Origin of the sequence: Rubrivivax sp. JA1026 (genome assembly GCF_011065555.1) — a bacterium.
GTDB lineage: Bacteria > Pseudomonadota > Gammaproteobacteria > Burkholderiales > Burkholderiaceae_C > Rubrivivax > Rubrivivax benzoatilyticus.
The window spans coordinates 76,833-88,730 of record NZ_JAALCQ010000012.1 but is presented as its reverse complement, the minus strand read 5'-3'; the positions used below and the strand labels follow the sequence as shown (position 1 = coordinate 88,730).

Annotated in this window: 9 protein-coding genes; 2 read left to right on the top strand and 7 right to left on the bottom strand. The window is 69.6% G+C overall.

The window, feature by feature from the left end:
- Window positions 1-6: 6 nt before the first annotated feature.
- The 6 genes from pheS to G5B56_RS18345 form a co-directional block, all read right to left on the bottom strand.
- Entirely contained in the window at window positions 7-1,062 is a 1,056-nt protein-coding gene (pheS, locus tag G5B56_RS18370) for a phenylalanine--tRNA ligase subunit alpha (RefSeq protein ID WP_009856973.1), read from the bottom strand.
- Window positions 1,063-1,180: 118 nt separating this feature from the next.
- Window positions 1,181-1,537: a 50S ribosomal protein L20 gene (gene rplT / locus G5B56_RS18365; RefSeq protein ID WP_009856974.1), complete on the bottom strand. Its 357-nt coding sequence runs from the start codon at window positions 1,535-1,537 to the stop codon at window positions 1,181-1,183.
- 30 nt (window positions 1,538-1,567) lie between these two features.
- Window positions 1,568-1,771, bottom strand: a complete 204-nt coding sequence (rpmI, locus tag G5B56_RS18360) for a 50S ribosomal protein L35 (RefSeq protein ID WP_009856975.1) — start codon at window positions 1,769-1,771, stop codon at window positions 1,568-1,570.
- 138 nt (window positions 1,772-1,909) lie between these two features.
- Window positions 1,910-2,446 (bottom strand): translation initiation factor IF-3, encoded by a 537-nt coding sequence (gene infC / locus G5B56_RS18355; RefSeq protein ID WP_081467610.1) that lies wholly within the window; start codon window positions 2,444-2,446, stop codon window positions 1,910-1,912.
- Window positions 2,447-2,533: 87 nt separating this feature from the next.
- Window positions 2,534-4,441, bottom strand: coding sequence for a threonine--tRNA ligase (gene thrS / locus G5B56_RS18350; RefSeq protein ID WP_164964178.1), 1,908 nt, complete (start codon window positions 4,439-4,441; stop codon window positions 2,534-2,536).
- 173 nt (window positions 4,442-4,614) lie between these two features.
- Entirely contained in the window at window positions 4,615-5,688 is a 1,074-nt protein-coding gene (locus tag G5B56_RS18345; RefSeq protein WP_009856978.1) for a hypothetical protein, read from the bottom strand.
- A gap of 122 nt (window positions 5,689-5,810) precedes the next feature.
- On the opposite strand from G5B56_RS18345, the gene G5B56_RS18340 reads away from it, so the two are divergent.
- Window positions 5,811-7,331, top strand: coding sequence for a glucan biosynthesis protein (locus tag G5B56_RS18340; RefSeq protein WP_164964218.1), 1,521 nt, complete (start codon window positions 5,811-5,813; stop codon window positions 7,329-7,331).
- Window positions 7,328-9,541, top strand: coding sequence for a glucans biosynthesis glucosyltransferase MdoH (gene mdoH / locus G5B56_RS18335; RefSeq protein ID WP_164964177.1), 2,214 nt, complete (start codon window positions 7,328-7,330; stop codon window positions 9,539-9,541). The genes G5B56_RS18340 and mdoH overlap by 4 nt, the downstream gene beginning before the upstream one ends.
- Here the strand turns inward: mdoH and G5B56_RS18330 are convergent.
- Complete coding sequence (locus G5B56_RS18330) at window positions 9,490-11,829, bottom strand: Tex family protein (protein ID WP_009856984.1); 2,340 nt, start codon at window positions 11,827-11,829, stop codon at window positions 9,490-9,492. The genes mdoH and G5B56_RS18330 overlap by 52 nt on opposite strands.
- Window positions 11,830-11,898: the final 69 nt, after the last annotated feature.

The window sequence follows — 11,898 nt, the reverse complement described above, 5'->3', positions numbered from 1 at the left end:
GTCGGGTCAGCGGAACTGGGAAAGGAAGCGCAGGTCGTTGTCGAAGAACAGGCGCAGGTCGGGCACGCCGTAGCGCAGCATGGCCAGGCGGTCCGGGCCCATGCCGAAGGCGAAGCCGATGTGGCGCTCGGGGTCGAGGCCGAAGTTGCGCACGACGTTCGGGTGCACCTGGCCGGAGCCGGCGACCTCGAGCCAGCGCCCGGCCAGCGGGCCGCTACGGAAGGCGATGTCGATCTCGGCCGACGGTTCGGTGAACGGGAAGAACGACGGCCGGAAGCGCACGTCGAAGTCGTCGGTCTCGAAGAACTGGCGGATGAACTCCGAGAAGACGAACTTCAGGTCCTTGAAGCTGACGTTCTCGCCGATCCACAGGCCTTCGCACTGGTGGAACATCGGCGAGTGCGTGGCGTCGCTGTCGACGCGGTAGGTGCGGCCGGGGGCGACGACGCGGATCTCGGGGATGCTCTTGCCGGCAGCCAGATCGGCAGCGTGCTTGGCGGCGTGGGCACGTGCGTAGCGCACCTGCATCGGGCTGGTGTGCGGACGCAGGTTCAGCCAGCGGCCCTGCTCGTCCTTCAGGTCGACGTAGAAGGTGTCCTGCATCGAACGCGCCGGATGGTTCTCCGGGTTGTTCAGCGCGGTGAAGCTCATCCAGTCGGTCTCGATCTCGGGACCCTCGGCGACGTCGAAGCCCATCGAACCGAAGATCTGCTCGATGCGCTCGATGACGCGGCTGACCGGGTGCAGCCCGCCGACCGAACGCCCGCGGCCGGGCAGCGTGACGTCCAGCGCCTCGGCGCGCAGCTGCGCGGCGAGTTCGGCTTCGGCCAGGCGCTCGCGCGCGGCCGTCAGCTCGGTCTCGATGCGGGCCTTGGCCTGGTTGATCTCGGCGCCGAGCGTCTTCTTCTGCTCGGGCGGCAAGGCGGCCATGCCCTTCAGCAGCTCGGTCACGCGACCGCTCTTGCCGAGGTAGCGCGCCTTGGCGTTCTCCAGTTCGGCCGGGTTGGGCGCCGCGCCGAAGTCGGCAACGGCAGCCTGCACCAGCGATTCGAGGTCGTTCATGTCGGCAGGATCTGCGGAGAGCCGGCGCCCACGGTGTCGGCTCGAGAAAACAAAAAAGGCCGCCTGCAAGCTGACGGCCTTTGGAACGCTCATGCCCCGGCGAGCCGGGGCTTGCCGGTCAAGCGAGCTGGGCCTTCACCTTCGCCACGATGGCGCCGAAGGCCGCCGGGTCCTTGACCGCCAGATCGGCCAGGACCTTGCGGTCGATGTCGATCTGCGCCTTCTTCAGGCCGGCCATGAACTTGCTGTAGGTGATGCCGAGCTCACGGCTCGCGGCGTTGATACGCGCGATCCAGAGCTGACGGAACACCCGCTTGCGGGTACGACGGTCGCGGTAGGCGTACTGGCCCGCCTTCATCACCGCCTGCTTGGCGATGCGGAAGACGTTCTTGCGACGGCCACGGAAACCCTTGGCGAGGGCCAGGATCTTCTTGTGGCGGGCGTGGGCGGTTACACCGCGTTTGACGCGAGGCATTGTGTGGCTCCTTGTGCGTGCGTAAGAAGATTACAGGCCGGCGAAGGGCAGCATCGAGGCGATGTGGCCCATGTCGGTCTCGTGCACGTTCGCGGCGCCGCGCAGGTGGCGCTTACGGGTCGTGCTCTTCTTCGTCAGGATGTGGCGCTTGAACGCCTGGCCCCGCTTGACGGTGCCACCCGGACGCACGCGGAAGCGCTTCTTCGCGCTGCTCTTGGTCTTCATCTTGGGCATGACTGCTCCTTCTAAGTGACCCCTGCAGGCGTCGCCGGAAGAATCCGGCGTGCTTGTCGGCCTGCAGCGGCTTCTGCTCCCCCGCCGCGGTGACCGACCGCGGCGGCGGAATTCCATCAACTCAAACGGCCCGCGCCTTCACTTCCGCTTGGGCGCCAGCACCATGATCATCTGCCGGCCTTCGAGCTTGGGCATGTGCTCGACGACCGCCACGTCCGCCAACTCGTCGCGGATGCGCTCCAGGAGACGCATGCCGATATCCTGGTGCGTGATCTCGCGGCCGCGGAAACGCAGCGTGACCTTGCCCTTGTCGCCGTCCTCCGCGATGAAGCGGCGCAGGTTGCGCATCTTGATCGCGTAGTCGCCTTCGTCGGTACCGGGACGGAACTTGACTTCCTTGACCTCGATGACCTTCTGCTTGGACTTGGCTTCGGCAGCCTTCTTCTGCTCCTGGTACTTGAACTTGCCGTAGTCCATCAGCCGACACACCGGCGGATCCGCAGTGGCCGCGATCTCGACGAGATCGACGTCCAGCTCGCCAGCCATGCGCAGGGCCTCCATCGTCGGGACGATGCCCAGGGGTTCGTTGTCGACCCCGTTCAAGCGCACCTGCGGCGCCATGATCTCCCGATTCAGCCTGTGCTTGCGCTCCGCGTTGGGAGTGCGGCGATCCATGAACGTAGCGATGTGTCAACTCCTCGAGCGGCCCGAAGGCGACGGACCGTCAATCCAAGACGTAGGTGCGGGCGGCGCGGGCAAGGCTCATACCTTGGCGGCGATGTCGCTGGCGATCTTCTGCTGGAAGTCTGCGAGAGGCATCACGCCGAGATCGAGGTTGCCCCTCGCGCGCACGGCAACAGCCCCGTTTGCCTTCTCCTTGTCACCGACGACGAGGATGAACGGGGCCTTCTGCACAGAGTGCTCGCGGATTTTATAGTTGATTTTCTCGTTGCGCAGGTCCAGGTGCACTCGCAGCCCCTGCTTTTGCAGCGATTTCGCCACTTCGGCGGCGTAATCGGCCTGGGAATCCGTGATCGACGCCACCACCGCCTGCACCGGCGCCAGCCAGACCGGCAACGCGCCGGCGTGCTGCTCGATCAGGATGCCGATGAAACGCTCGAGGCTGCCGACGATCGCGCGGTGCAGCATCACCGGGTGGCGGCGCGAGCCGTCCTCGGCGACGTACTCGGCGTCCAGCCGCTCGGCCATCGAGAAATCGACCTGCATCGTGCCGCACTGCCATTGGCGACCGATCGCGTCCTTCAGCGTGTACTCGATCTTCGGGCCATAGAACGCGCCATCGCCCGGGGCAATGACGTAGTCGCAGCCCGAGCGCTTCAGGCTCTCGATCAGCGCCTCCTCGGCCTTGTCCCAGATGGCGTCGCTGCCGATGCGCTTCTCGGGCCGCGTGGCGACCTTGTAGAGGATGTCGGTGAAGCCGAAGTCGGCGTAGACCTTCTGCAGCAGCGCCGTGTAGGCCACGCACTCGCCCAGGATCATGTCCTCGGTGCAGAAGATGTGGCCGTCGTCCTGCGTGAAGCCGCGCACGCGCATGATGCCGTGCAGGCCGCCGGTGGGCTCGTTGCGGTGGCACTGGCCGAACTCGCCGTAGCGCAGCGGCAGGTCGCGGTAGCTCTTGATGCCCTGCTTGAAGATCAGGATGTGGCCGGGACAGTTCATCGGTTTCAGCGCGTAGTCGCGCTTCTCCGATTCCGTCGTGAACATGTTCTCGCGGTACTTGTCCCAGTGGCCGGTCTTCTCCCACAGCGCCTTGTCCAGGATCTGCGGGCCCTTGACCTCCTGGTAGCCGTTGTCGCGGTAGACACGGCGCATGTACTGCTCGACCTCCTGCCAGACGGTCCAGCCCTTGGGGTGCCAGAACACCGTGCCGGGCGAATGCTCGTCGAGGTGGAACAGGTCGAGCTCGCGGCCAAGCTTGCGGTGGTCGCGCTTCTCGGCTTCCTCGAGCATGCGCAGATAGCCCTGCAGCTCGTCCTTGGTCGCCCAGGCCGTGCCGTAGATGCGCTGCAGCTGCTCGTTGTTCTGGTCGCCGCGCCAGTAGGCTCCGGCCACCTTCATCAGCTTGAAGTGCTTGAGCCGGCCCGTGCTCGGCACGTGCGGGCCGCGGCACAGATCCTCGAAGTCGCCTTCGCGGTACAGCGAGACGTCTTCGTTGCTCGGGATGCTGCCGATGATCTCGGCCTTGTAGTCCTCGCCCAGACCCTTGAAATAGGCCACGGCCTCGTCGCGCGGCAGCACGCGGCGCACGACCGGCTCGTTCTTGGCCGCGAGTTCGGCCATGCGCTTCTCGATCGCCGCCAGGTCTTCCGGCGTGAACGGGCGCTTGTAGGCGAAGTCGTAATAGAAGCCGTTTTCGACCGTCGGGCCGATCGTCACCTGGGCCTCGGGGAACAGCTGCTTGACCGCGTAGGCCAGGAGGTGGGCCGTCGAGTGGCGGATCAGCTCCAGCGCGTCGGGGTCCTTCTCGGTGACGATCGCGAGCTGCGCGTCGCGTTCGATGCGATAGCTCGTGTCGACCAGCTTGCCGTCGACGCGGCCGGCCAGTGCGGCCTTGGCCAGGCCGGCGCCGATCGAGGCGGCGACGTCGGCGACCGTCAGCGGCGCCGGGTATTCACGCCGGGAACCATCCGGCAGGGTGATCTGGATCATGTTCAACCTCGGGAAATGAAAAAGCGCGGAGCCAGGCCGCGCTTTGTCCGGAGAAAGGGAATCGCGGGACGCGCGGGGCTCAGACCTCGGTGGTGAACGGGGTAGTCCGCGGTGTCATAACCGTCATGCCTTTCTCGCCCTTGTTGGGTTGATGGGAACGGGCATTTTAGCCCTCATGCAAGCGCCGCAGCGTCGATCGTGCGCCCGGAAGCCACCAGCTCGGCGAATTCGTCGGCCAGGCGGCGGCTCTCGTCGACTGCGCGGCGCCACACGCGCACACGGCCCGCAAGGTCGTCGCCGTAGGCCTTGAAGTCGGCGCGGTCGGGCAGCTTGCCGTTCGGCAGCGAGGCCACCCACTCGGGCGTCGGGGCCAGGACGACGACGTTGTCGAGCAGCGGTGTCGCGCGATGGCGGCGTTTCCAGGCCTTGTCCAGCCAGCCGGGCACGACCTGTGGCTGGAAGTGCGGGTACAGCACCAGGCCGTCGGTCATCGCCGCGTAGCCCAGGTGCAGGTGGTAGTCGGTGATGCCACCGTCCCAGTAGGCGCCGCGCGGGCCACCCGGCACGTCGTGCACGGCGTCGAGCCAGAACGGGATCGAGCAGCTGGCCAGCACCGCCGGCGCGAGGTTGTGCGGTGTCAGCGCGCAGACCCGGCTCGGATAGTCCGACAGCGCGAACGGCAGCGCGTCGCGCGGGTCGCTGAAGACGACCCGCTCGATCCAGCCGCCCAGCGCTCGCCGGCTGGCGGCGTTGGCGACGAAGGCGCCGGCGTAGCCGATCGGCGTGCGCCAGCGCCCTTCCCGCCGCAGGACATGGCGGCCGCGACTCGTGAAAACGTGCAGCCGAAAACGCGGATGCGACAACACCTCGTCAGCGCGAACACCCAGTCGTGCGTTGACGGTCTGTCCGAATGATTCGCTGACCTGCCGCTTCGTCGGCGGCCGGCCCGGTTCGTGCTCGTAGTGTTGCGTGATGTAGTCCTCGGCCAGAGTCGCCAGCGCCCCGTCGGCGTCGGGCAGGCAGGCCGAAGCCAGTCTCCAGGAGCCGATCGATGCGCCCAGAAGGTGCACGGTCTCCGTCGTGTCACGCAGCCAATGCCCGAAAATGAACCGGTCGAGCGGAATGAGCACCAGACCTTTCGGCCCGCCGGCGGCACCCGGCATCACCCGGACGTCGGTGGCCCGCAGGCCGCGTTCCTGGAGTGCACGCCGTGCGCGTGGCCCGGCGAAGAGTTGCAAAGCACGCATGGGCCGCGATGCTAGGGCAGGTCTTGTTGCCATCGCTCACGGCCCGATACGCCCGCACCCCGCGACACGCGGCGGTTGCGACCCTATGTTCCAAGGCAATGCAAATTGAAGCGACGTCCGTGATGCGCCGCAGCGGCTGGCTGCGTGCCCTGACGACCCTCGTGGTCGCCGCCTCCTCCCTGACGGCCGGCCAGGCCGGCGCCTTCGGCCTCGACGATGTCGCCCGCGACGCCGAAGCCCTGGCGCGCCAGCCTTACCGGGAACCGGCGCCGCTGCCGGCCGAACTCGCCCAGCTCAGCTACGACGACTACCGCAAGGTCCGCTTCCGCCCCGACCAGGGCCTGTGGCGCCCCGAGGCCCTGCCCTTCGAGCTGCAGTTCTTCCACGTCGGCCGCGGCTTCACGCGGCCGCTGAAGCTGATGGAGATCGTCGACGGCCAGGCCCGGCCGCTGGAGATCCCGCGCGCCGCGTTCAGCGACGAAGGCGTGCTGCCGCCGTCGGAGGTGGTCTCCGGCATCGCCGGGCTGCGTGTGCACCACGCGCTGAACACGCCGATAGTGATGGACGAGCTGATCGTCTTCCTCGGCGCGAGCTACTTCCGCGCGCTGGGCGCCGGCCAGCGCTACGGCCTGTCGGCACGTGGCCTGGCGGTGGACACCGCCGGCGGCAACGGCGAGGAGTTCCCGGCCTTCACCGCCTTCTGGCTCGAACGCCCGGTGCCGGGCGCGCAGACGCTGCGCCTGTACGCCCTGCTCGACGGCCCGCGTGTGGCCGGCGCCTACCAGTTCGACGTCAAGCCCGGGCAGACGACCGTCGTCGACGTGCAGGCCCGGCTGTGGCTGCGCGCGCCGGTCGCGACGCTGGGCATCGCGCCGCTGTCGAGCATGTTCCTGCACGGAGAGAACCAGCCGGTGGCCGACGACTACCGCCCCGAGGTGCACGACTCCGACGGCCTGCAGATCGCCACCGGCGACGGCGAGTGGATCTGGCGTCCGCTGACCAACCCGAGGCGAGGCGCCTTCGTCACCTCGTTCGCGCTGAAGTCCCCGCGCGGTTTCGGCCTGCAGCAGCGTGACCGCAGCTTCACCAGCTACGAAGACCTCGAAGCCGCCTACGAGCGCCGGCCCAGCGTCTGGATCGAGCCGCTCGGCGACTGGGGCGCCGGCCGTGTCGAGCTGCTGCAGTTCCACACGCCCGACGAAACCCACGACAACATCGCCGCCTACTGGGTGCCGCAGACGCTGCCGCCCCCGGGACAGCCGATGGCCATCGGCTGGCGCATGCACTGGGCCGCCGATGCCGCGACCCAGCCGCCGGGCGCGCGCGTCGTGCAGACGCGTTTCGGCCACGGCTACCGCGAGGCGCCGATCCCGCCACAGCGCCTGCAGTTCCACCTCGACTTCGACGGCCCGGCGCTGGCCGGGCTGCCGGCCGACGCCGCCGTCGAGGCGGTCGTCAGCGGCAATGACAACGCGCGTGCGCTGCGCGCGGTCGCTTATCCCAATCCGGCGCGCGGCGGCTGGCGTGTCTCGATCGATGTCGAGCGCGCCGATGCCGGCCGCGCCCTCGAGCTGCGTGCGTTCCTGCGCCTGGGCGACCGCACGCTGTCCGAAACCTGGTCCTACGCCCTCGCACCCCAATGAAAACCACTCTACGCACCGCACCCCCGGTCGCGCGTTCGCCGATGCGACCGCACCCCTGGTTCGGTTTCCTGCGCGGCCTGCTGTTCGCCGCGATGCCCGGCATGAGCTACGGCGCGGTGCCACGCGACACGCCCTGGCTGGCCGCCGCGATGGCGCGCCGCCGGCTGCTGCTGGCGCTGGTGGCGGCGTTCGCCGTCGCCGCCTGGTCGCTGACACCCGAGGGCACGCCATGGCCGCAGGCGCTGCTGCAGACGCTGCTCTTCGCCTGGGTGGCGATCGGCTTCGTCACCGCGCTGATGGGCGGCTGGGTGATGCTGCGCGGCGACCCGCACGCGCTGACGCTCAAGCGCCCGCACGCGCCGATCGACCGCGGCGCACGCACCGCGGTGATCATGCCGATCTGCAACGAGGACATCGCCACCGTGTACGGCGGCCTGCGCGCGACCTGCGAGTCGCTCGCCGCCACCGGGGCGCTGTCGCTGTTCGACATCTACGTGCTGTCGGACACCGCCGACCCGAAGCTGCGCGCGGCCGAAGTCGCCGCCTGGGAGCGGCTGCGCACGATGCTGGGCGACGGCGAGGTCGACGGCGGCGCGCGTGTCTTCTACCGCTGGCGCCGCCGGCGCACCAAGCGCAAGGCCGGCAACGTCGCCGACTTCTGCCGCCGCTGGGGCTCGCAGTACCGCTACATGGTCGTGCTCGACGCCGACAGCACGATGAGCGGCCGCACGCTGGTCGACATGGTGCGGCTGATGGAAGAGAACCCGCGCGCCGGCATCGTGCAGTCGCTGCCGACGGCGCGGGCGCAGGACACGCTGCACTCGCAGCTGCAGCAGTTCGCCACGCGGGTCACCGGCCGGCTGTTCTCGCTGGGCATGGCCTTCTGGCAGCTCGGCGAGTCGCACTACTGGGGCCACAACGCGATCATCCGCGTCGAAGCCTTCATGAAGCACTGCGCGCTGGCGCCGATCCCGGGCCGCGGCGGCCTGGCCGGCGAGATCCTGTCGCACGACTTCGTCGAGGCGGCGCTGATGCGCCGTGCCGGCTACGAGGTCTGGCTGGCGCCGCAGCTCGACGGCTCCTGGGAGCAGTACCCGCCCAACCTGCTCGCCGAGCTGCAGCGTGACCGCCGCTGGTGCCAGGGCAACCTGCAGAACGCGCGCCTGGTGGCCGAACCGGGCTGGCGCCCGGCGCACCGCGCAATGTTCGTCACCGGCGCGCTGTCGTACGCGATCGCGCCGCTGTGGATCGGCTTCGTCGTGCTGGGCACGCTGCTGGACCCGCCGGAGATGTCGCACGACAGCGCCGTCGTGCTCTGGGTCATGACCGCCGTGCTGCTGCTGATGCCGCGTGTGCTCGGCGTCGTCGCGGTGCTGGCCGCCGGCCAGGCGCGCCGCTTCGGCGGCACCGCCGCGCTGCTCGCCAGCTCGGTGCTGGAACTGCTGGCCTCGGCGATCCAGGCACCGCTGCGCATGCTCGCCCACACGACCTTCGTCATCGGCGCGCTGACCGGGCTGAAGCTGGAATGGAAGTCGCCGCCGCGGCAGGCCGGCACGGTCGCCTGGCGCGACGCCGCGGTCAGCATCGGCCTGATGTCGCTGCCGCTGCTGGCGCTGGCGGTGCTGGGCCAGCGCAGCGGCGAGATCGGGGTCTGGCACCTGGCGCCGCTCGTCCTGCCGCTGCTGCTCGCGGTGCCGTTCACGGTGCTGACCGGCAGCGAGGCCGTCGGCCGCGCGGTGCGCCGCGCCGGCCTGCTGCTGACGCCGGAAGACCGCGAGCCGCCGCGCCCGGTGGCACGCGCCGCCGAGAACCGCGGTTTTGCCGACCTCGTGCCGCCGCCGGTGGTCAACGCCGCCCGCAGCGCAGCCGCTGCCATCGGCCGGCCGCGCGCGGTGATGGCCACGGGCATGGCCGCGCTGGCGGTGTTCGTCACGCTGCCGCAGACCGGCATCACGCCGCAGCTGTCACCGGCGCTGCAGGCCCAGCGCGACATCTTCGCGCTGATGCGCTCGTCGCCGATCAGCGTGCCGCAGGTGCAGCTGGAGCCCAGCCCGGTGGCCGTGCGTCTGGACGCCAGCTACCGCCCGGCGGCGCGCATCGACGACGACATCCGCCGCCGCGCGCTGGAGGCCGTCCAGCGCGCCCAGGGCCAGGAGAACTACGAGCGCTTGGTCAACAACTTGGCGAAGGCCGCGGCCATCGCGCCCTGACCCTGCTGCTGCGCGGCGGCCTGGCCGCCGCCGCGGGCACGCTCGTCGCGTCCCGCGGGCCGGTAGGCGTTGCCGCCGCGGTCCCCCGCCGGGCGCGGCGCCGCATCCAGCTTCATCGTCAGCGAGATGCGCTTGCGTGCCAGGTCGACCTCGAGCACACGCACCTTGACCGTCTGGCCGGTCTTCACGACCTCGCGCGCGTCGTTGACGAACTTGTTCGACAGCTGGCTGACGTGCACCAGGCCGTCCTGGTGCACACCCAGGTCGACGAAAGCGCCGAACTGGGCGACGTTGCTGACCGTGCCTTCGAGCACCATGCCCGGCTGCAGGTCCTTGATGTCCTCGACGCCTTCGTTGAAGCGCGCCACCGTGAAGTCGGGCCGCGGGTCGCGCCCGGGCTTCTCCAGTTCGGCGAGGATGTCCTTGACCGTGATGGCGCCGAACTTGTCGTCGGCGAAGAGTTCGGGCTTCAGCGTGCGCAGCACCTCGGCGCGGCCCATCAGCTCCTGCACCGGCCGGCCGGTGGCGGCCAGCATCTTCTGCACGACCGGATAGGTCTCCGGGTGCACCCCGGTCAGGTCCAGCGGGTTGTCACCGTCGCGGATGCGCAGGAAACCGGCGGCCTGCTCGAAAGTGCGCGGCCCCAGGCCCGACACCTCCAGCAGCTGCTGGCGGTTGCGGAAGGCGCCGTGCGCGTCGCGCCAGCGCACGATGCTCGCCGCCACGGCCGGCGACAGCCCCGACACCCGCGCCAGCAGCGGCGCCGACGCGGTGTTCAGGTCGACACCGACGCCGTTCACGCAGTCCTCGACGACGGCGTCCAGCGACTTCGCCAGCCCGCTCTGGTTGACGTCGTGCTGGTACTGGCCGACGCCGATGCTCTTCGGGTCGATCTTCACCAGCTCGGCCAGCGGATCCTGCAGCCGGCGCGCGATGCTGACGGCACCGCGCAGGCTGACGTCCAGCTCGGGCAACTCCTTGCTCGCGTACTCGCTGGCCGAATAGACCGAGGCGCCGGCCTCGCTGACGACGACCTTGTCGATCTGGACGTCGGGCGCCATCTGGCGGATGCGTTTGATCAGGTCGGCGGCCAGCTTGTCGGTCTCGCGGCTGGCGGTGCCGTTGCCGATCGCGATCAGGTTGACGCCGTGCGTCGCCACCAGGCGGCCGAGCACGTGCAGCGAACCTTCCCAGTCGTTGCGCGGCTCGTGCGGGTAGACGGTCGAGGTGTCCAGCACCTTGCCGGTGTCGCTGACGACGGCCACCTTGACGCCCGTGCGGATGCCCGGGTCCAGGCCCATCACGACACGCTTGCCGGCCGGCGCGGCCAGCAGCAGGTCGCGCAGGTTGTCGGCGAAGACCTTGATCGCCACGCCTTCCGCTTCCTCGCGCAGGCGCGAGAACAGGTCGCGCTCCAGCGACAGCGAGAGCTTGACCTTCCAGGTCCAGGCGACGGTCTTGCGGATCAGGTCGTCGGCCGGGCGCTTGGCATGGCTCCAGCCCAGGTGGCGCGCGATGCGGCCTTCGGCCCGCGAGGGCTGGCCGGGCACGAGTTCCTCGTCCAGCACCAGCTTGGCGTCCAGCCACTCCTGCGTGCGGCCGCGGAACACGGCCAGCGCGCGGTGGCTGGGCACGGTGCGGATCGGCTCGGCGTAGTCGAAGTAGTCGCGGAACTTGGCGGCGTCGGCGTGGTTGCCGTCCTTGCCGTCGACCAGCTTGCTCTGGAACAGGCCTTCGGCCCAGAGCCATTCGCGCAGCTGGCCGACCAGCACCGCGTCTTCGGCCCAGCGTTCGGCGAGCAGGTCGCGCACGCCGTCGAGCACCGCGTGCGCGTCGGCAAAACCGCCGTCGGCGTTGATGAAGGCGGCGGCCTCGGCCAGCGGCTCCAGCGTCGGGTCGGCAAAGAGCTTGTCGGCCAGCGGCTCGAGGCCGGCTTCGCGCGCGATCATGCCCTTGGTGCGGCGGCGCGGCTTGTACGGCAGGTACAGGTCTTCCAGTTCCTGCTTGGTCGGCGCGGCCTCGATGGCGGCGCGCAGTTCGGGCGTCAGCTTGCCTTGTTCGTCGATGCTCTTGAGCACCGCGGCGCGGCGCTCCTCCAGCTCGCGCAGATAGGCCAGGCGGGCCTCCAGTTCACGCAGCTGGACGTCGTCGAGGCCGTCGGTCGCCTCCTTGCGGTAACGGGCGATGAACGGCACCGTGGCGCCGCCGTCGAGCAGTTCGACCGCGGCCAGCACCTGCGCCGGGCGAACCTTCAGTTCGGCGGCGATCTGCAGAACGATCTTGTCCAAAAGCAAAGTCCGGGAAAGCGAAAGGCGCGCAGTTTAATGGCCGGCCGTGACCGCCCGCCGGCGGTGGCC

Coding starts and splice junctions, on each gene's coding strand:
- pheS (WP_009856973.1), bottom strand. CDS start 1,062: ATGAACGACCTCGAATCGCTGGTGCAGGCTGCCGTTGCCGACTTCGGC.
- rplT (WP_009856974.1), bottom strand. CDS start 1,537: ATGCCTCGCGTCAAACGCGGTGTAACCGCCCACGCCCGCCACAAGAAG.
- rpmI (WP_009856975.1), bottom strand. CDS start 1,771: ATGCCCAAGATGAAGACCAAGAGCAGCGCGAAGAAGCGCTTCCGCGTG.
- infC (WP_081467610.1), bottom strand. CDS start 2,446: ATGGATCGCCGCACTCCCAACGCGGAGCGCAAGCACAGGCTGAATCGG.
- thrS (WP_164964178.1), bottom strand. CDS start 4,441: ATGATCCAGATCACCCTGCCGGATGGTTCCCGGCGTGAATACCCGGCG.
- G5B56_RS18345 (WP_009856978.1), bottom strand. CDS start 5,688: ATGCGTGCTTTGCAACTCTTCGCCGGGCCACGCGCACGGCGTGCACTC.
- G5B56_RS18340 (WP_164964218.1), top strand. CDS start 5,811: ATGCGCCGCAGCGGCTGGCTGCGTGCCCTGACGACCCTCGTGGTCGCC.
- mdoH (WP_164964177.1), top strand. CDS start 7,328: ATGAAAACCACTCTACGCACCGCACCCCCGGTCGCGCGTTCGCCGATG.